The organism is Acidithiobacillus sp. AC3, from assembly GCF_050261095.1.
Classification (GTDB): Bacteria; Pseudomonadota; Gammaproteobacteria; order Acidithiobacillales; family Acidithiobacillaceae; genus Igneacidithiobacillus; species Igneacidithiobacillus copahuensis.
Genome location: NZ_CP189838.1, coordinates 2204087 through 2222500, shown reverse-complemented (window position 1 = coordinate 2222500; position 18414 = coordinate 2204087). Strand labels below are relative to the sequence as shown.

20 protein-coding genes and 1 pseudogene (1 of these 21 running past the window's edge) are annotated in these 18414 nt (G+C 57.0%); all 21 read left to right on the top strand.

The window, feature by feature from the left end:
• Window positions 1-358, top strand: the 3' end of a protein-coding gene (gene tsaD / locus ACQAYK_RS11230) for a tRNA (adenosine(37)-N6)-threonylcarbamoyltransferase complex transferase subunit TsaD (protein WP_483167618.1). Its footprint begins 644 nt before the window's first position; only the last 358 of its 1002 coding nucleotides appear in the window; its start codon lies off the left edge, out of view; it ends in the stop codon at window positions 356-358.
• Window positions 355-894 carry a tetratricopeptide repeat protein gene (locus ACQAYK_RS11225; protein ID WP_483167617.1) on the top strand — a complete coding sequence of 180 codons (540 nt, stop codon included), beginning with the start codon at window positions 355-357 and terminating at the stop codon, window positions 892-894. Before tsaD ends, ACQAYK_RS11225 begins: the two co-directional genes overlap by 4 nt.
• Window positions 895-967: 73 nt before the next feature.
• Window positions 968-1810, top strand: a complete 843-nt coding sequence (gene speE, locus ACQAYK_RS11220; protein ID WP_483167616.1) for a polyamine aminopropyltransferase — start codon at window positions 968-970, stop codon at window positions 1808-1810.
• A gap of 148 nt (window positions 1811-1958) precedes the next feature.
• Complete coding sequence (locus tag ACQAYK_RS11215) at window positions 1959-2645, top strand: hypothetical protein (RefSeq protein WP_483167615.1); 687 nt, start codon at window positions 1959-1961, stop codon at window positions 2643-2645.
• The gene (locus ACQAYK_RS11210) at window positions 2638-3873 is read left to right on the top strand and encodes an OmpA family protein (RefSeq protein WP_215870799.1); all 1236 of its coding nucleotides are present in this window, start codon (window positions 2638-2640) and stop codon (window positions 3871-3873) included. The genes ACQAYK_RS11215 and ACQAYK_RS11210 overlap by 8 nt, the downstream gene beginning before the upstream one ends.
• A 47-nt stretch (window positions 3874-3920) precedes the next feature.
• Complete coding sequence (locus ACQAYK_RS11205) at window positions 3921-4205, top strand: pilus assembly protein (protein ID WP_483167614.1); 285 nt, start codon at window positions 3921-3923, stop codon at window positions 4203-4205.
• Window positions 4206-4270: 65 nt separating this feature from the next.
• A complete protein-coding gene (locus ACQAYK_RS11200) occupies window positions 4271-4555 on the top strand; it encodes a pilus assembly FimT family protein (RefSeq protein ID WP_483167613.1) in 285 nt (94 codons plus the stop codon).
• A 142-nt stretch (window positions 4556-4697) separates the two neighbouring features.
• Window positions 4698-4847 (top strand): annotated as a pseudogene (locus tag ACQAYK_RS11195) (hypothetical protein); the annotation flags it as partial.
• An 81-nt stretch (window positions 4848-4928) separates the two neighbouring features.
• Window positions 4929-6386, top strand: a complete 1458-nt coding sequence (locus ACQAYK_RS11190) for a pilus assembly protein TadG-related protein (RefSeq protein ID WP_483168033.1) — start codon at window positions 4929-4931, stop codon at window positions 6384-6386.
• A 3-nt stretch (window positions 6387-6389) separates the two neighbouring features.
• The gene (locus tag ACQAYK_RS11185) at window positions 6390-7760 is read left to right on the top strand and encodes a hypothetical protein (RefSeq protein WP_483167612.1); all 1371 of its coding nucleotides are present in this window, start codon (window positions 6390-6392) and stop codon (window positions 7758-7760) included.
• A 42-nt stretch (window positions 7761-7802) separates the two neighbouring features.
• A complete protein-coding gene (locus ACQAYK_RS11180; RefSeq protein WP_483167611.1) occupies window positions 7803-8681 on the top strand; it encodes a hypothetical protein in 879 nt (292 codons plus the stop codon).
• A 4-nt stretch (window positions 8682-8685) separates the two neighbouring features.
• Complete coding sequence (locus ACQAYK_RS11175) at window positions 8686-9360, top strand: hypothetical protein (RefSeq protein ID WP_226827758.1); 675 nt, start codon at window positions 8686-8688, stop codon at window positions 9358-9360.
• 12 nt (window positions 9361-9372) lie between these two features.
• Window positions 9373-9606 (top strand): hypothetical protein, encoded by a 234-nt coding sequence (locus ACQAYK_RS11170; protein ID WP_215870795.1) that lies wholly within the window; start codon window positions 9373-9375, stop codon window positions 9604-9606.
• A gap of 19 nt (window positions 9607-9625) precedes the next feature.
• The gene (gene cpaB, locus ACQAYK_RS11165; RefSeq protein ID WP_215870794.1) at window positions 9626-10873 is read left to right on the top strand and encodes a Flp pilus assembly protein CpaB; all 1248 of its coding nucleotides are present in this window, start codon (window positions 9626-9628) and stop codon (window positions 10871-10873) included.
• Window positions 10874-10894: 21 nt separating this feature from the next.
• Entirely contained in the window at window positions 10895-12415 is a 1521-nt protein-coding gene (locus tag ACQAYK_RS11160) for a type II and III secretion system protein family protein (protein WP_215870793.1), read from the top strand.
• Between the two features lie 3 nt (window positions 12416-12418).
• Window positions 12419-14113 carry a TadA family conjugal transfer-associated ATPase gene (locus tag ACQAYK_RS11155; RefSeq protein ID WP_215870792.1) on the top strand — a complete coding sequence of 565 codons (1695 nt, stop codon included), beginning with the start codon at window positions 12419-12421 and terminating at the stop codon, window positions 14111-14113.
• Window positions 14100-14954 (top strand): type II secretion system F family protein, encoded by an 855-nt coding sequence (locus ACQAYK_RS11150; protein WP_215885791.1) that lies wholly within the window; start codon window positions 14100-14102, stop codon window positions 14952-14954. Before ACQAYK_RS11155 ends, ACQAYK_RS11150 begins: the two co-directional genes overlap by 14 nt.
• Before the next feature lie 4 nt (window positions 14955-14958).
• The gene (locus ACQAYK_RS11145) at window positions 14959-15951 is read left to right on the top strand and encodes a type II secretion system F family protein (RefSeq protein WP_215870790.1); all 993 of its coding nucleotides are present in this window, start codon (window positions 14959-14961) and stop codon (window positions 15949-15951) included.
• Complete coding sequence (locus ACQAYK_RS11140) at window positions 15948-16319, top strand: DUF192 domain-containing protein (protein ID WP_255789753.1); 372 nt, start codon at window positions 15948-15950, stop codon at window positions 16317-16319. The genes ACQAYK_RS11145 and ACQAYK_RS11140 overlap by 4 nt, the downstream gene beginning before the upstream one ends.
• Window positions 16320-16361: 42 nt before the next feature.
• Window positions 16362-17276 (top strand): TadE/TadG family type IV pilus assembly protein, encoded by a 915-nt coding sequence (locus ACQAYK_RS11135; protein ID WP_215873315.1) that lies wholly within the window; start codon window positions 16362-16364, stop codon window positions 17274-17276.
• A gap of 31 nt (window positions 17277-17307) precedes the next feature.
• Window positions 17308-18414 carry a pesticin C-terminus-like muramidase gene (locus ACQAYK_RS11130; protein WP_483167610.1) on the top strand — a complete coding sequence of 369 codons (1107 nt, stop codon included), beginning with the start codon at window positions 17308-17310 and terminating at the stop codon, window positions 18412-18414.

Sequence of the window (18414 nt, the reverse complement as noted above, 5' to 3'; positions counted from 1 at the left end):
GGCGTTCCGATTGCAGGCGGAACGCCTCGCCGATCAGGATGATCAGGGCCGCGCCGATCTGGCCGCCAGCTTCCAGCAGGCCATCGTCGATACCCTGGTCGAAAAGACCCGGCGGGCGCTGCAGCAAACGGGCTTTGGAGAGCTCATCGTGGCCGGTGGCGTCAGTGCCAATCGTCTGCTCCGGACCAAGCTGCAGGAAACGCTCGCACCGGTGGCGCAGGTCCATTTTCCGAGCATCCGGCACAGTACCGACAATGCGGCGATGATCGCCCTGGCCGGATCGATCCATCTGGAGAAGGCCAATACCGCCCTGCATCCGCTGCGGGAGCGTGCGCGTTGGCCGCTGGAGGAGCTATGAAGACCTCGCAGGAAGCACCTTTTTCCCTCTATGAGCTGATTCAGGACGCGGCTGAGCGCAATGATGATTTTGCTGAGGGCCTCGATTGGCAGCAGACCGGCCATTTTCCGGAAGCGGTCAAATCCTTTCGTAAGGCCCTGGACGCAGAGCCGGATTCCTCCCTGTTCTGGACCTTCTATGCCTGGGCGCTGGCGGAATCCGGCGATGTCCATGGGGCCATTGCCGCCTGCCGCAAGGCGATTGGCCTCGATCCGGAATGGGGAATCGCCTGGAATGACCTCGGGGAATACCTCATGGAGAGCGGTCGGGTAGAAGAGGCACTCTTCCCCATCCGCAAGGCGCTGCGCAGCAAGCATTTCGATCGCCAGCATCTGGCGTATATGAATTTGGCACGCTACTACCTGCATCATGGTCAGTTGCGACGCGCGCGGCAGGCGGCCGAGGAGGCGCATCGCTTGCTGCCCATCTTTCATCCTGCCAAGGAACTGGCAGAATGGATTCGCGAACGGCAGGAGGCCTGGGGCATCGACGATTGATGGTGGTAGCGCTGGAGCGTTAGCCACGCCTTTCGCTATACTTCGGGTGCCCATTCCCAGCCAAGGAAGATTCATGAGCACCGAACTCTGGTACACCGAACGGTATGAAGAACATGGCGCGGCCCTGAGCCTGAAGGTACGCGAGGTCTTGCACCGCGAGCAAAGTCCCTACCAGACCATCGAGATTTTCGAGACCGAACATTTCGGTACCCTGATGACTTTGGACGGCCTGGTGATGCTTACCGACCGGGACAACTTTCTCTATCATGAAATGATGACCCACCCGGCACTGTTTGCGCATCCGGCGCCCAAGCGGGTGCTGATCATTGGTGGCGGGGATTGCGGCACGCTGCGCGAGGTTCTGCGTCACCCCGAGGTGGAAATGGCCGAGCAGGTAGAGCTCGATGAGCGCGTTACGCGCGTAGCGGAGCGCTTCTTTCCGCTGCTTTGCGAACGCAACGACGATCCGCGCGCACGTTTCCGTTTTCAGGACGGCATCGCCTGGGCAGAGAATGCCAAACCGGGCAGCTATGATCTGATCATCGTCGACTCTACCGATCCGGTGGGGCCAGCGGCCGGACTCTTTGGCGAGGAGTTCTATGCGGCGTGTTTCCGTGCCTTGGGCGAGCAGGGCGTGCTCGTTGCCCAGTCCGAGTCGCCGCTACTCCATGCCGATCTCATCCGCCAGTGCCAGCGGCGGATGCAGGGCGCCGATTTCGACGCGGTGGATACCCTGTTCTTCCCGCAGTTTGCCTATCCCTCCGGTTGGTGGAGTGCCACCCTGGCGCGCAAGGGGATCGAGCGCGACGCCTTCCGCCGCAAGGATGCCGAACAGATGACGGGCCTGCAGTATTACCACGCGGACATGCAGGCAGCGGCGATGGTGGCCCCAGCATTTCTGCTTTCTGAACACTAAGAGATGTTGTTATCCTCTTATTCTGTTGTTTCGTAAAGAAAAAAATATTTATCCTGGTTTAATAATCCTGTAACAATTCTTTGCTACACTGCTCCCATCAAAAATTGCCGATCGGCCCCCGGTCGGCTTGAGGAAGGGAGCGTGTAGCATGTCGAACTTGATTCGGCTGTTTCGGCCTGAATCTGCTTTACAGGTGGGTGGGACCTCGAGCCCTACCGATAGTGATCTCGTTGCCCCGCGCGGCTGGCAATATTTTCCCCAGCCAGTTGCCATCCTTGAGGAATGGGGGCTCCAGCGTGTCCTCGTCTACCGCTACCTACGCGGACCCGACCGGTCCTGGGGACTCCATCCCTGGTGGCGCTATCCCAAGGCGCGCTGGCCTAAATTGTCCGACGCACGGAGTCTCCTTCGCCGCTGTTTTGTCGCAGACGTTGTCAAGGGAGAGCCCATAGCCATGGGTTCCGGACGCTATCTATGTCTACAACAATCCGCGAATGGCCTGTATTTCTTCTTTTTCGATCTTACTCTCAAGGCTGTGGCGACTTCAGACGTTTTGGGCGTCATACTGAAAAATTTGACGGAGGCGTTGCCCTTGCAGGTGCCCTTCTTCCCCCCGATTTCGGTTCAAGAAAAACATATCGCTCGCCTTTTCATGCGAAAAATGAGCAGCGCAGAGATTGCCCAAGAGCTATCCGCGGAACCGCAAAAGATTAACAAATCCATTACGCGAATCGGTAGACTTTTTGGAGTTGTGGATCGCGACGAGTTGATGATTTGCCTGTGGCAGGCGTATCGGAAAAATAAAATCTGGCTTTATGAGGAAAATTATGAATAAGTCACTTAACTATATGGTTATTATTTCTGGTCTCGTCCTGCTCCTGCCGGGCACGTGTTTCGCGGAGGAGAAGGGACAGGATCTGCCTTTCCTGCATCGTTATCCGGGCAGTTCCATTTACCACTACGACCACATACGTTTTGATGAGGCCAACATGCCTCTGGGACCCTTCATCGACAAGGCTGCGACCCAGTCTCAGCCTGTCCAGGGCGAGTTGGTTTACATCTACTACAAGAACCCCATGGACCGTTCTCCTTTGGAGATCATGAGCAACTACCAGCAGACCCTGCAGCAGGAGGGCTTCAAGATCCTTTGGCAGTGCGCAAACGATGCCTGTATCGCCAAGGGCTATAGCCACCAGGTCAGTTTTTATACTGACCCTATCTGGCGCGGCGCGGGAGATAATTTCGGTACCTATTTCGGGCCAGGCGGGGGCCGCATGAGTACGGCCCGCCTGGACTCCCCCAACGGCTCGCAAACTTGGGTCTATTTATGGGTAGGTAGCCATAACGGTCCTTATGCTGGGAAAACCTACATCTACGCCGTACAGACCAAGCCCATGCAGACCGGTCTGGTCACCGCTGACCGGGAACTGTTGACGGCAACGGAGATGGGTAGCGCCCTGGCACAGCAGGGCCGCTTTTCCATGCACATCCATTTCGACTACAACAAGGCAACCCTGCGACCTGACGCCCTGCCGCAGATCCAGCAGTTGGCGCAGACCCTTCGCCAGCATCCCAACTGGACCATTGGGCTGGACGGTCACACCGACGCGGTGGGATCGGCGGAATTCAACCAGCGCCTTTCGGAAGACCGCGCCCGTGCCGTGAAAGCGGCCTTGGTTGCCGATGGCGTGCCCGCACAACAGATCGCTACGCGTGGCCTGGGGGCGACACAGCCGGTGGCCGATAACAGCACAGACGCCGGGCGGGCCAAGAATCGTCGCGTAGAGGTGGTCAATCTTACCCCTGGATTTGTGCCGACGGCGGGCACGACGGGTGCGGGTGGAGCTCCCGCGATGGCAACTGCAGGCGCCGGGGGCGTGGGTTCGGCGCCTTCCATGGGGGGGGCAGCGGGTCAGGGGCCCTCTCAGAATTCTGCTAATCAGCCTGTACCTGCACCGGTGCGACAGATCACGGATACGGCTACCGATGCCGCGCAGTCGGAACTTCGGTATCAAGTGTCTCGCGGTGTCAGCAATCTGGTCGGCGGTTTGTTCAATCACTAGAGAAATCTCATCTTCCGGGGTAATGCTCAGTCAGGGGGGGCGTAACAGTGCAAAGGAAACGAATCGGCGCGAAGCGCCAATTTGGGCAAGGCATGACAGAGTATTTGATTGTCGTGGCCTTGATTGCGATTTCATCCATTGTGGTCTTTTCGCGCTTTGGTCAGACCATGCGCAACCAGGTAGCCGGTTTGGCTCACGAATTGGTGGGAACGGACTCTACCAAGTATGGCGTGAAATATGCCAAGCAAAAGGCCCAATATGCGGCCGATAATGCTCAAAAGACCAAAAGTATGTCTGACTATAGTTCGTATAAGGATTTGCAGAAGAGGTAAAGGCAGTTTGTCTTGCGTAAGCGAGGATCCCTTGTTGTAACTCACTAAACTGATGGAGATGTTTTATGAAGCAGAAATTCGTTGCAGTAAAGAAATCTGTGCGTGAGGCTGGTCAGGGCATGACTGAGTATCTTATCGTTGTCGCCCTGATCGCGATTTCCGCTATCGCGGTGTTTTCCTTTTTTGGCCAGACTATGCGCCACCAAGTTGCGGGCATTGCCAATGAGTTGTCTGGAGGCGATTCCACCCAAAACGTGAATGCAGCGAAGGGTACGGCTAGCTCTGCAAACAGCAAAGGCACAGTGCAGAAGACCATGGGGGATTATAGTTCCACTACAGCTCTGAAATAAGCCAAATTTTTTTACTTGCGACCGCTTCGGCGGTCGCATTTTTCCGCAAGGACGTGGAACACCCGCGCCCTTACGGAAGGGTACATTCATATTTGTGATTTTATTGCGAGCGATTGTTAGTGGGATTTTTGTGGGAGGCGGGATGCGAGGCGTAACTTGGAACGCAGAGCTTGGCAAGCTTCGCCAGAGGACACGCTCTGGCAAAAGTCGGGAGTCCGGTCAGGCCGCGCTCTTTGCGTTGCTGCTGATACCAGCAGCCATCGCGGGCGTTTTGCTGGTTTTCAATACGGGCCAGGTCACCGCCAACAAACTCAAGGTACAGAACGCTGCCGATGCTGCCGCCTTCAGCGCCATGGAGCTGCAGGCCCGGCAGATGAATCTCGACGCCTACCTCAATCGCGCCATGCTCAGCAACCAGATCGCCATCGGTCAGGCGGTAAGCATTCTCTCCTGGTCGCGCTATGTGGGGCGAGTGGGGGAGAACATTCATACCTTGTTCCAGCCATACCAAACTTTGGCCCAATTTATCCCCTATATTGGTACGTGGTTATCTCAACTTATTAGTACGTATCAGAAAGGAATTGAAGCTAATGCAAAAATTGTAAAAACTGCTGGTACTTTCTATGCCGGGGTCTTCATACCCGTAGCGAATACTATGGATGCTGTATATTCGGGGGCATCTCAAGCCTTCAATTTGGCTTTGGCGGTGAGCACCCCGAACGGGGCCGTGCAAAAGACCGTTGAGCAGGTCGTCAAGCTCAACGCCGGACCCGACGCTCGGGTTCTGAATTATACCCCTGCCGGATATACGGCAACTATTGCCCCTTATTGGAATGCTCGGCGAAGCTTCGTCACTACCTGGGGCGGCAAGGCGGACCCCAACGGGTCGGATCCGGGCGGCCGTGCGCGTATGGCCAGCATGATCAATGAGGGTAGCCAAGCGTTTACCAGAGACCGTGATCATGATTTTGGCCCCGGGCTATTTAACTTCTCACTGTGGATTGCTGGCGTTGGTAGCCACAAAAGTGGTGGCAGCCAACTCAGTCTGAACAGCGATGGACGCTACGTTTGGTCGGGAGCGGATTCCGTAAATACTTATTTATGGTTTCGTACAATCACTTGGACCGGTATCAAAAAGAAGACGATATACAATGATGCATGGGCCTGGGGTGGGGCGTGGTCCCTGCCTAGCGAAAGCAGTTTCCGGTACTACCAAACGGACTATACCAACCGCACTTGGCGCTACCCTTACGTGGACCCACAAATTGCTGGGGATCAGAAATCTGTAATGGACCGTACAGGTGCCGTCTATCAATCTGCTTGGCAAAGGGATAGTCGCGGTATGTATAAAATAGTGCGGGATGATTCCGATCGTTTTGCACCGGACTACTTTCCCGACGCGGGAGTTGGGCGTGCAGACACCCGTGAGGCGAATGGCATTGCTCGCTACCGCGACCTGAAATGGAACGGCAATCGCCCGCGCGAAGACATGACCGACAGCGCCCCCCGCTACTTGGTCGTCGTGGACCTCCCCATCGCTAAGGTCCGGGACTCAGCAACGGCTCTCGGTATCAGCCATGATCCTGATGCAAGCAATGCAAAATTGGGTTGGCTGAATATGCACCTACAGAGCAAAGGTGCCGGGCGCAACGAAGGCGTGCGTGCCGCCGCTGCGGCCCAGGTCTATTTCCGTCGGCCGCAATCGCTTTGGCCGCGAAGCGATGGCCTTGATGAGCGGGCGAATCTTTTTAGTCCCTTCTGGACCGCGCGTCTGGTGGATCTCAATACCACTGAGAAGGCGCAGGTACTTGCTTTGAATGCTACGGAGTAACAGATGATTTTTTTGCGGAAAAGATCGGTAGGAGTGCTGACTCTACTCGCCGCCTTGTATGGTGGTCCTGCGGCTTTGGCAGCGGATGCATCGGGCCAGCACGGGCAAAATGGGTTTAAGGAGTTCTTGGCCAGACCGACGGCGCCCAAGGAGGTATTGCAGTCGAAATCGCTGCAGGGACCAATGGATCCCTACCCGGCGGCAGATGCCCTCATGCGGCACAACGTGGGGCGGTTGGCAGATCTGGACTGGAAGGGTATGCGAGCGCATGACAATTCCAGCGCTGGCTACCTGGGTGATTCGGTCGTCAATGGCCCGATGGAGGCCAAGCTTCAGCAAATTACCGCTAAGTCCTTGATGAGTTGTCGTGCGCTCAGCCAGTCCGATATGCCCCAGGGCTTCACGTTGTCGGATGACCTGCACGATTTTGTACTCAACCCTGCAGCGTTGCAGGCGAGTCTCGCCTTGCAAGGGATGCTGTTTGCGCCTGCGTCCACCGAACATTGGAGGATTGTGCAGGTCTCCTGGCAGCTTGCCGGCCATGCTATGCCGCATTGGGACATGACCCAAAAGACGGAATACACACAGCTGCAGACCTTTTGGCGCGTTGTGCCGTTTGTTGCTACCGGCTCCATGTCGCAGTTGCACAAGGCCTTTATCCAGGCCGCAGCAGCGCAAGGCTACGTTTTTAATCCCCCACCAAAGGTTCCGGGTTGGAAGGCAGGGGATGAATTTATGACCTTCACCCAGCGGGTTACCCCTGAGGTCGCGAACAACGCAGTGATCATCGTCGACGATCCCAGCAAAGATGATGGTGATCCAGAATCGGTAGAAGACAAAAAGCTGATGCAGAAACTACACAATACCGGCTGGCGCTGCGTCGTTTTCAATGATCTGGCGAAGGACTGGTTAACAAGGATCAATCCCAAAACCAACCGTCCCTATCAGCTGTGTGATCTCAAGATGGGATACATTCTGCAAAGCTCGATCATCCCCTTGGGAAAGAAGACCGAAGAATTTACCAAGGCCCACCTGAAAGAGCGCCTGGATAAGGAGAGTAAAATGACCCCGGCGCAGTTGGCGGCTTATAAGAAATCAGTAGATAAGCGTTTAACGTTGGATACACTGAACAATTCACCTCAGCGACGGGAAAAAACCTTGGAAATTATAGGTAAATTCTCTAATGCAAAACAAAAAGAAAAAAGTTTTGAAAAGACGGAGTGGCCTGAGATTGCAGCGCAGTTGCGAAAGAGTGGAGTCCCAGAGGAGGAAATATCGAAAATGATAAATAGTTACCGAGAGGCTGCAAAGATAGCTGAAGACAAGTTAGCCAAACCATGGATTCAAATGGAAAATCAGGCGGCGTCCAACTGAGGATAGAACATGCTCAGAAAAAATACGGAATATTTCTCTACGATGACGGGAAGATGGCCTTCTCGTGAGAAGGGGCAGGCCCTGACAGAGGTGGTCGTGGTGGCGGGTTTCGTGCTCGTGCCGTTGCTCATCCTCGGAGTGTGCGTGGGCAAATGGGGATATTTGCAGGATCGCAGCATCGAAGCCGCCCGCTATGCCGCCTGGGAGCGGGGGGTATCGCCGGCAGCGCCTCCTGTTGGACGCGACTGGGCTTCTCTCAAGTCGGACGCTGACCTGCAGAAAGAGGTTTCCATCCGCTTCTTTGGGGGGCGGGGTGAACGGCTCACCGCAGTAACAAGCAGTGCCGGGGCTGCAAGGATCGCTAGCGGTTCGAGCCCCGAACCGCTGCTGCGTAAGCACGACGGGCAGCCTCTACTGGTGCAGCGAGAGCAGAACATCACGGTGGCGACGCGGCAGGAGGCCTTCGACGGTGGCTGGACATCTGGAGTCAGCAACGCCCTCAATCGCCTTGCTGGAAATCCCTTACAGATGACCGGACCGACGGTAGCAGCAGTGACGGTATCGGCGGCCGGTCTGCCGCAGCGGATTTTTGCCGAGGTGGGGCTCGGTGATCCACTGCAGTTCAGAGCACAGGCGGCGATCTTGACGGACCTATGGACGGCCAATGGACCGGGAGAGGAAGAGCACTTGCTTCGTGATGGGTTCATGAAGCCACAGGAGCTCGTTTCGAAGAGTAAGGTGGCATTCAGCGTCGCGGGCCAAGCCTTTTATCTGGCAACTTGGCCACTAGGCAACCTGGCCGAAGAATTTGAAAAGCATTGGAATGATCCAGACCGCGACCGGCTGAGAATCGATACAGAGCAGCAATTTGGCGATCGTTTGCAGCCCTATCCGCAGATCCCACCGTACCCGGGACCGTGATCCGATGGCCAAAATGCGCCTGCTTGCCTTGTTGGCGTTGGGTCTTGCGGCACTATCGTCCTGCGCTCAGGCAGAGGAATTGCCCCTCTGGCCCCTGCCAGAGAGTCTGGGCGAGAGGCCTTTGGCCAAAGAAATGCGCCTCAATGGTGTACCCGTGAATATGGCTATTTTCGGCGGCAGGATGAGCGTTGATGAATTCCGTCGGGCTATGGAGCGCAGTTGCAAGGCAGAACGTGGAAGCTTCCAGGCGATGGCATTTGGCATGAGGCAATTGTGGTCGTGTATTCACGAGCCTTATTCGCAGACGGCGCAGTGGCAACAGGTAGGCAATCACATCCAGGGGGAGCTTTCTACCTTGCGGATGGACGCTCACGCCGAGCCCCATCCCCTGCCGATCGCTCTGCCCGATGGGACCGCCCTGCAGTCTGATCTCGAAACGCTGGACCCCGGTGGCAAAGAGGGCCGAGTTCTCGTGCTGCAAAGTGGGCTGAGCGTTGCGCAACTGCGTGCCTGGTTTCTCCGCCAGGCGCAGGCGCACGGGTGGAAAGTGGCGGACGCGTTGAGCACAGCCTCCACGCGCCTGAGTCTGGCGAGGGCGGACGGGCGTCTGGATATTGCCTTCCCCGCCCATGCCGGGCTGGGGACACAGGTTGTAATCGTTTGGCAAAAAAGGAAATGAGGAAGATCAGCTATGAAACCAGAAGCAAGAAGCAGCACTGCAATCTGCAAGACGCAAAGAGGACAATCGATGATCGAATACCTGGTGGTGCTGCTTGCGGCGGTTGTTATTTTACTCGCCCCCATCCCCTCAATCGTTCCGGGAAAATTGCCAGACAACGCCTCCGTGCTGACGCAGCTTTCCGCGGCGCTGCGCGGCTTCTACAGCGATTACTCCTGGGCGGCATCCCAGCCTGTGGTTAATTGACACTGAAAAAGGAAGGAAAGTGGCTACGCAACTCCCCAATGACTTCGAATCCGGAAACGTGCAAAAAAAGCCGGCCCGTGCCCTGGGTGGCTGGCTGATTCTGGCCGTCGCCATCGTGGCTGGTCTGGCAGCGGCCTTCCTCGCCGTGCACACCTTGCGGTCTCGCGAGGAAGCGGCGCTGGATCAACTGAGGGCAAGCAGAGCAGGGAATATGATCCGCGCGGTAGTGCCCGTCCGCGACATTCCTGCAGGGACGATTCTGGATCTAGGTATGGTAGCCGCGCGGAACATTCCGGGTGATACCGCTCCTGCCGATGTCATTACGCCGGAAACGTTCGACAGTTATGCCGGCCATCGAGTCAATGTTCCTTTGCTACAGGGAAAGCCGATACTGAGTTCCTATCTCAGCGGTCGGCGTACCCTGGCAGACATCATTGATCCGGATAAGTTGGCGATGACCTTTACCGTCGATAACATCAGCACCCTCGATGGCATGCTGCAGCCTGGCGACCATGCGGATGTGCTCTGGTTCTATGCCGGGCCGGTAGGTGATGAGCAGCAGGGTAGCGGGCAGCTTCGGGCTCGGGATCGCTTTTTGAAAGCGGGGCAGGATGTGTTGCCATCCGCTGGCTCCGACGCACTTGAGGGCCCCGCGGCGCTTCCCGGTTTGGCTGGCAATACCGGCGGACCGCTCATTTTTCGTGCTGGAGGCACGGAGCAAGAGAGCAAGCTCCCCAAAGATGGGGTGCGATTCCTCGAGCGGGATCTCAAAATTGTTGCGACGGGGACACGCACCGTAGCCTCCGATTCTGCTGCCAATATGAACAATGATCCCGCCATGACGGGACAACCGGCACAATTTAACACCGTGACCGTGGAGCTGAAGCCGGAGCAGATTCAGAAGCTGGTTCTTGCGAAGCGACTGGGGGAATTGCAGCTCGTGCTGCGTAGCCATGATTCTCAGGTGGCCGCTTCCAACAAGGTCTACACTGTGCGCGATATCTTGGGAATTCGCGATCGCAAAGGCGGACCGCTCTATGCCGCCGATTCCATCGAGTACATTGTTGGCGGTACGGGTCAGAACGGCCAGGTCAACAAGCGCCTCGACATCAGTGGGCTGCGCCGCCTGGCCGATGGATCACGCCAGAAACAGCAAGGTCTTGCTCGTCAGGAAGTCTCTGCTTCTGGCGATGCAATACCGCGTCCAGTTCAGATAGACAAGTTGCTGCCGCCCGTGGACGCTTCGCGGCCTTTTCTCCCCCGTTAACTTCTGCACAAAGGAAACCTCATGTTATTGGGTAAGAAACTGTTGCCTGTTCTTATCAGTACTCTGCTGGCTGCTCCCGCCTTGGCCGCAGAGGATCCCACCCTGGACCTGTACGCCGGCCAAGTGCGGGTGATACCCACCAAGCCGGTGAAGCGCGTAGCGGTTGGGGATGGCAAGGTGCTCAGCACTACCGTGGTCGACGGCAGGGAATTGCTGTTGCTCGGCGATGGCGAAGGCGAAACCAGTCTTCGGGTGTGGTTCAAGGATGGCGGAGAGGATGCCTATCGTGTGTTGGTAGCGCCAAAAAACGTGGGTCGTGCTGCCGCCGAAATGCGGGAGCTGCTCACCAACAGCAGTACGCCTGTCACAGTCCGCATTGTTGGCGACCACGTCGTGATGGACGGAAAAAATCTGCCGGCTACGCTATTGGCCCGGATCACGCAGCTGCAGACTCTCTATCCCAAAACCATCGTTCTGGCCAGCCCGGCACCTTTCAAGATGGAAAAAATGGTTTGGCTGGATGTCAATGTTCTAGAAATCAAAAAAACGGCACTGGAGAATCTGGGTGTCGACTGGACGAAGCAGATTGCTGGTCCTTTCGTTGGCTATGGTAAAGATTTTGTTGGCCCGCGCAATGTGCCCCTGGTTCCCCTGGGCCAGGATCTCACTCAACCGCCCGTCGCTGGGACCGGGATTCGCTTGACGCCTACGCCTCCGGGCCTGGATGGGGTAATCGATTTAACCAATCTGGCTCGCCCCATAGCTGGCGTTTCGAATGTTGGAATCATCACCGGGATGTTGTCCAAAATTAATCTGGCCATGAGTAAAGGCGACGCGTATCAAATCGCCAACCCGCAACTCAGTACCCGCAGCGGCGGCGAAACCAAGTTTCTGGCGGGCGGGCAGGTTCCCATTCTGCAGGCGCTGGCGTCGGGTACGGCGGCGTTTCAAAACGTCACCTATAAAAATTACGGTATCCAGCTTGATTTCAAGCCCCAAGTGGATGACGACAACAATATTACCATGCACGTTTTGGCCGATGTATCGGACATCGATCCGAGCACCAGTGTGGTCCTGAACGGCCTGAACGTGCCTGGTTTTCTCACCCGGCGCAGTGAGGCCGACATCAATGTCGGGGACGGTCAGACCATGGTTATTTCGGGATTGGTGAACCCCAAGACTGCCAAGAGTGCCTCTCAGCTGCCCTGGCTCGGAGATATCCCTATTCTGGGCAACCTCTTCAAATCGACAGATTTCCAGGCCGGCAGCACCGATTTGGTCATCCTGGTGACTCCTCGCGTGGTATCGCCTGCCTCGCTTGAGAACATTCGTCAGGTTTCGCGAGCGGTCGGCATGAAAGACGAGTTCAAGAACACCTTGCCCAAAAATTCCCCAATCCTGGGCGCGGTGGATAACACTCTTGGCTCGCGCGTGCCGTATCCCGAAACGCAAGCGCTGCCGGCACCGCACCCTCAGCCGCCGCTGGTGGTAACGCAGCCGCGCCCCAACCCGACTGTCACCGATCCGTCGACCAAGGAGTAGGACATGTTTCGTGTCGTCGCACAGCATCACAAGCACGGACTACTGCCCGTTCAGCCCCATGACGGGGTCTGCGTCATGGGGCGTTCCCCCGATGCGCATCTACGCTTGGAGGGTTGGAACGTCGGCAAAGAACACGCGCGGCTCGTGCAGCGAGAGGATGGCGTACATGCAGAGGCCGTAGGCGCACTCGGCTCCATCGTCGTCAATGGGGAGAGGGTTAAATGGTACGGTCCTCTGAGCGACCGGGATATTATCGAAGTGGCTGGGGTGACGGTTCGGGTTGAACGGGAAGCCTCGCAAAGTACCTTGCCATCCTCTCCGACGAGCCCCACGGAGGAGGCAGGTGCCGAGCGAGTTCTCGTCCCGGCCCAGGCCCAGTCTGCGCCAGAGCCGGATTTGCCTCGGGCGCTGCCCGTCGATCCGCGCTGGATGCAGTGGCGTCAGGGGATCGAGGAACGCTTGCGCACGCAGATGGACCTGCGTCGGCTGGATCTCAGCAGTATGAGCCGGGAGGAGCTGCAGCGCATGGTCACCCAGCTCGCCAGTGAAGTGGTACAGGGCATGCGCCTGCCGCCAGAGCTGGACCGAGAGCGTCTGATCAAAGAGGTGGTCGATGAGGCCGTAGGTCTGGGGCCTCTGGAAGACCTGCTCGCCGACGAAACCGTTACGGAAATCATGGTCAATCGCTTCGACGAGGTCTTTATCGAGCGCTCCGGGCGTCTGGCGCCTGCGCCAACGGTTTTCAGTAGTGAACAGGCCGTGCGGCACATCATCGATCGCATCGTCGCTCCCATCGGTCGGCGCATTGACGAGAGTTCACCCCTGGTGGATGCGCGACTTCACGATGGATCCCGCGTCAACGCCGTCATACCGCCCGTGGCGCTGAAAGGCGCCAATATCACCATCCGGAAATTCAGCAAAAAGCGTCTGCAGATGGAGGATCTCATCGGCTTTGGTTCGGTAGAGCCGCGCATGGCCGAATTCCTGCGGGTGGCTGTCGAACAGCGCAAGAATATCGTCATTTCCGGAGGCACCGGCTCGGGCAAGACAACGCTGCTCAATGTCCTTTCCAACTACATTCCGCCGCGGGAGCGGGTCGTGACTATTGAAGACGCGGCGGAACTGCGACTGTATCAACCGAATCTGGTATCAATGGAAGCGCGCCCGGCCAATGTCGAAGGGAAAGGCGCCATTCCCATCCGCGAGCTGGTGCGCAATGCCTTGCGTATGCGCCCCGACCGTATCGTGGTTGGTGAGTGTCGTGGTGGTGAGGCCCTGGACATGCTGCAGGCCATGAACACCGGCCACGATGGCTCCCTGACCACCGCCCATGCCAATAGCCCCCGCGACATGCTTTCCCGTATGGAGGTCATGGTGATGATGGCAGGCATGGAGCTGCCCCTGGCGGCCATTCGCGAGCAGATTGCCTCAGCTATCGACATTATCGTACAGATCACCCGTTTTTCCTGCGGTTCCCGAAAGCTCACGGCCATAGTGGAGGTCACTGGTACGGAAAGCGGCGTCATTCAGCTCCAGGAACTTTTCAGCTACCGGCAGCAGGGCTTCGGGGCCGACGGCAAGGTGCGGGGCAGCTTCCGCGCCAGTGGGAGCATGCCGGAATTCTACGAGGAGATGCGGGCTCGTGGCTTGCCGGTAGATACGAGTATTTTCCTGGAGGAAGAACATGAACGGTCCTGAGCTGGGCTTTGCTGCTCTGGTCTTCCTGTCCGTAGGGGTACTGTTCTTTGTTCTTGTCCAGGGCGCACGTATGGTCCTGGCCCGCCAGCGGGCGACCTTTACCCAGACGACCAAGAGCAGTCTGGCGGACATGTTTCTATTTGCTGATCCCAGTCTGCTCTGGCGCCTGAATCTGGGTGCCTTGCTGCTGATTCCGCTGCTAATATACCTGCTGATACCCTCATTGCCCCTGGTGATTGCCGTAGCGTTGCTGGTGGCGGTGTCTCCCCGGCTGCTGCTCGGTTACCTCAAGGCGCGGCGTTTCGACCGCTTGCACCAGCAACTTCCCGACACCTTGCTCATGATGGCATCGGCTCTGCGCGGTGGGGCCAATCTGGGGCAGACTCTCGAGGGCCTGGCCCGGGATCTCAGTGCCCCCATGAGTCAGGAACTTTCCTTGGTCGTTCGGGAACAACGCCTGGGCGTTTCTTTCGAGGACGCTGTGGGGAATCTGGCCATGCGTGTCCGTTCGCAGGATTTCGATCTGGTGGTTTCCGCCCTGCGCATCAATCGGGAGGTGGGGGGCAACCTTGCGGATACCCTGCAGCGCCTGGGAGAAACCGTTCGTCGGCGTTTGATGATGGAGCAAAAAATCAAGGCACTGACCTCCCAGGGAAAATTGCAGGGCCTGGTCATGACCGCCCTGCCGGTGCTCATTGTGCTCGCACTGCTGCACATCGAGCCGGCTGCCACCGGCGCTCTTTTCAACACCTACAAGGGATGGGGAGTGCTGGGCATTACCCTGGTACTTGAACTGCTCGGGTACTGGGGTATCCGCAAGATTGTCAGTATCGAGGTGTAAAACGATGTCCATACGTTCCTGGCAGGCGTGGTTGGTTGCGTTGCTTGGCGCTGGGTTCGCGCTGCTATTGCTGGTCTATTTTGGTGAACGAACCCTGCTTGCTCTGGCAGGCAGTTCCGGACAGCTTCCCTTTCTCCTCGTCGGGCTTTTGGTTGCCCTGGTGGTGGGGGCGGGCATCTACGGCTTTTCCCTGCTCTATCAGGCAGTGGATAAAGTGCCGCGCGAGTATCTGGATCCCTTACCCAAGGGCTTGGCCAAGATTTGGCCTCTGGTGCGTTTTGTGGATTCCACCATCGTTCGCTTTTTGCCCGACAAGCTCGTCTACCGCAGTGCCCCCCGTATTCAAAAGGCTGGTCTCCATTATCTCATCACCCCCCGCGATTTCTTTGCGCTCAAGATTTTGTCGGCGCTTTTGCCCCTGGCCTTCGCACTTTTTGTCTATGCCACTCTCGGGTTCTTCCGTTGGGAATTCACCCTGCTCGGGGTGCTGCTTTTCAGCTTTTACCCTGATCTCTGGCTGGTGGAACAATCCAAAAAACGGCAGAAGAGAATTTTGAAGGATTTGCCCGTCTATCTGGACTTTATCACCCTGATGGTGGAAGGGGGGCTGAATCTGACGGGCGCCATCCAGATTGCCGTAGATAAAGGACCGGAAGGGCCATTACGCAACGAATTTCGCATCATTTTGCGGGATCTGCGCTCGGGTATGCCGCGCATAGAAGTCTTTCGCCGTTTTGGCGAGCGCGTAGCGATGCAGGAGTTGCGCAGTCTGGTCACCGCCATCATTCAGTCGGAAGAGCGCGGGGGAAGCCTGGCTCCGGTACTCAAGGCACAGGCGGAGCAGCGTCGGGAAGAGCGCTTTTTGCGCGCAGAGAAAGCCGCATTGGAAGCGCCGGTAAAGCTCCTGGCACCCTTGGTCATGTTCATTTTCCCCATCGTCTTCATTGTGCTCGCCTTTGTCATCTACATGAAATATGTGCAGGAGGTGGCGACATGAGCGAGCGCGGAGGGATCTGGCGGGAGGATCACTGTCTTTGGCCGCGCGCCCGCTTGGCCCGCGATCCACTTTCCCGGGCAGTCGGATTGCTGGGAAGACGTGGTCTGGCCGACGACGAGGCACTCTGGCTGCGCCCCTGTAGCGCCGTACATATGTGGGGCATGCGCATCGCCATCGATATCGTCTGGCTCGATGGTACAGGCAGGATTCTCGGTCTGCGCGCCGGACTTCGTCCCTGGCAGTATGCCTGGCCACGGGTACGCGGGGTACGAGACACGATCGAACTGGCGGCTGGCGCCATCGAACGCTGGCAGCTTTTAAGCGGCCAGCGCCTGGAGTGGCGCAGCGCTGGGTCAGGGGTGCTGTAACCGTCAGGAAATTGGAAGTTTCAGGAACAAGGGAGGGAGCCAATGAAATCTATGCGACAGGTATCGCGGTCCCCGTCACAGGCCGGCGCTGGGGCAGTGGAGTTTTTGATCAGTATTCCCATCGTCCTGCTGCTGATTCTCGGCAGTTTGCAGGCCAGCCTTCTCTACCAGGCGCGCCTGCAACTGGAAGTCGCTACCCAAGAGGCGGCCCGCGCCGGTGCCCTGCATGGTGGCGACCTGAACGAGATTCGTGAAGGTCTGGCGAGGGGACTGACCCCTCTCTATACCCACGGGCAGGGTGTTGCGGATCTGGCCAAGGCGCGTCTGCGTGCCGAGGTGGCGGCCCGAACGGCGACTATTGAGATTTTGAGCCCCACCAAAGAGGCGCTGGCCGATCACAAGGAATTTGGCCGTCTCCCCTTGGACGACAAGACCGGTCAGGCCCTGACCCCCGGTGGAAACTGGGGGTGGGGGATTCCCGAAAGCCAGCTGGGGTATCGCAAGACCGCATTGGGCGGGCAAAGCGGCCTCAGCATCCAGGACGCCAATCTGCTCAAGATTCGTGTCACCTATCATCACCCCATGATCATGCCCTTTATCGACAGGCTTTTCGCGCGTTTTGATGCCGCCAATGCCGGGCACGGCAGTGCCGTGGGCAGCGATGCAGGGAGCAAGGGTGCTTTTGCTGGGGCGCAAGGATTGCAGGATCGGTTACGCAATACCTTTCCGCTCACGGCCGAGGCCACTTTCCGGATGCAGACGCCCTTCACGCATCTCGGAAATTTGCAGGCCGTAGGCAATTTGGCCAACCCGCAGGCAGGCGGTAGCGAACAATACAATCCGCCGGACGCAGCGCCACCTGCCGATTTAGAGCCCTTGCCCGCGCCAGAAGCCGAGATTCCCGACTACGAGGGCGATCTGCCCCCGCCACCTGATTTTTCTGCGTGTGTCCATTAAATCCTTGAGCAAACCAGGAGGGAGAGATACTATGATACCTGAGCGTATGCCGCGGGTTGCAGCATGGAAATGGACGATACTCTTTATGACCAGCAGCTCTGCATTTACTGTGGCATCGGGCGTCAGCGCGATGGATTGCAGTAAGGCGCGAACCCCCACAGAAAAGGCCATCTGTGATGATCCAGAGTTGATGAAATTGGATAGACAGCTGAGCCGTGATTACAAAGAGCTTCGCTCGACCTATGAAAAGAGTGGCCATTATACGTCATTTCTGCAGTCTCAGGCTGATGAGCAAAAGCAGTGGCTAACTGAGCGAGATGCCTGTGGGACTAATGCGGATTGTATTGCGAAAGAATACAATTCTCGCTTAAAAGATATCGCAGGTTATTCGCGAGTATGCATTATCCCCGACGCTGTTTCGACCGCGCCCACGGCTTCCAAAGGCTCGGATACCGAGCCACCCAAACTGGCGGCTCCGAAATGCTCCCCCGCAGATCGTGTGGACTACGGCTTTATAAAGAAGAGTGAAGGCGCTATGCTTGACTTTTATGTGCCAGGAGCTTTTAAGGCGAATATCAAAACGGGAAGAAATTTGGGGCCAAGATATGTGAATGGTAAACAAACGGCCATGGCGGCCAGCGGGGTCACGGTGGGAGAAGGTGTGGATCTTGGGCAGCAAACCATAGCCAATCTAAGGCGCTATATGGAAATAGAGGAGAAGAAATACGGGAAGCCGGGTAGCGTCTCAATAGAAAATATACTATCGCTGGTATGGCCATACATTGGATTGAAAAAATCGGACGCTGTAAATGCACTCAACGGTTATTACGACAAAAATAAGAGCTATCCGACATTGAATAGCGAAGAAGCTGGTTTCATTTCCTCGGCGGTAAAACACGGTTATGCCGAAGACGCCGCGGCATTATTCAACAAGAATGCCCATCCAAAAATGAATTTCTGGTCTTTACCTGGTGCCGTGCAGACCACCCTCACCGATATGAAATACCATTCCTATATCTCGAGCGTCGCCCAGCATTACTATCGTGCGGATTGGGAGGGAGCCGCGGCGGAATTTGAGACCCTTGCCATTGGAAAATATGCCCAGTATAACAGCTTGCTGAAAAAGTCCGTGGTATAA

Bases quoted from the DNA above. Each gene is read 5' to 3' on its own strand.
- ACQAYK_RS11200 (WP_483167613.1), top strand. From the start codon at position 4,271: ATGAAGCAGAAATTCGTTGCAGTAAAGAAATCTGTGCGTGAGGCTGGT.
- ACQAYK_RS11190 (WP_483168033.1), top strand. From the start codon at position 4,929: ATGAATCTCGACGCCTACCTCAATCGCGCCATGCTCAGCAACCAGATC.
- ACQAYK_RS11150 (WP_215885791.1), top strand. From the start codon at position 14,100: ATGAACGGTCCTGAGCTGGGCTTTGCTGCTCTGGTCTTCCTGTCCGTA.
- ACQAYK_RS11135 (WP_215873315.1), top strand. From the start codon at position 16,362: ATGAAATCTATGCGACAGGTATCGCGGTCCCCGTCACAGGCCGGCGCT.
- ACQAYK_RS11185 (WP_483167612.1), top strand. From the start codon at position 6,390: ATGATTTTTTTGCGGAAAAGATCGGTAGGAGTGCTGACTCTACTCGCC.
- ACQAYK_RS11140 (WP_255789753.1), top strand. From the start codon at position 15,948: ATGAGCGAGCGCGGAGGGATCTGGCGGGAGGATCACTGTCTTTGGCCG.
- ACQAYK_RS11175 (WP_226827758.1), top strand. From the start codon at position 8,686: ATGGCCAAAATGCGCCTGCTTGCCTTGTTGGCGTTGGGTCTTGCGGCA.
- speE (WP_483167616.1), top strand. From the start codon at position 968: ATGAGCACCGAACTCTGGTACACCGAACGGTATGAAGAACATGGCGCG.
- ACQAYK_RS11180 (WP_483167611.1), top strand. From the start codon at position 7,803: ATGACGGGAAGATGGCCTTCTCGTGAGAAGGGGCAGGCCCTGACAGAG.
- ACQAYK_RS11145 (WP_215870790.1), top strand. From the start codon at position 14,959: ATGTCCATACGTTCCTGGCAGGCGTGGTTGGTTGCGTTGCTTGGCGCT.
- ACQAYK_RS11130 (WP_483167610.1), top strand. From the start codon at position 17,308: ATGATACCTGAGCGTATGCCGCGGGTTGCAGCATGGAAATGGACGATA.
- ACQAYK_RS11215 (WP_483167615.1), top strand. From the start codon at position 1,959: ATGTCGAACTTGATTCGGCTGTTTCGGCCTGAATCTGCTTTACAGGTG.
- ACQAYK_RS11170 (WP_215870795.1), top strand. From the start codon at position 9,373: ATGAAACCAGAAGCAAGAAGCAGCACTGCAATCTGCAAGACGCAAAGA.
- ACQAYK_RS11225 (WP_483167617.1), top strand. From the start codon at position 355: ATGAAGACCTCGCAGGAAGCACCTTTTTCCCTCTATGAGCTGATTCAG.
- ACQAYK_RS11155 (WP_215870792.1), top strand. From the start codon at position 12,419: ATGTTTCGTGTCGTCGCACAGCATCACAAGCACGGACTACTGCCCGTT.
- ACQAYK_RS11210 (WP_215870799.1), top strand. From the start codon at position 2,638: ATGAATAAGTCACTTAACTATATGGTTATTATTTCTGGTCTCGTCCTG.
- ACQAYK_RS11160 (WP_215870793.1), top strand. From the start codon at position 10,895: ATGTTATTGGGTAAGAAACTGTTGCCTGTTCTTATCAGTACTCTGCTG.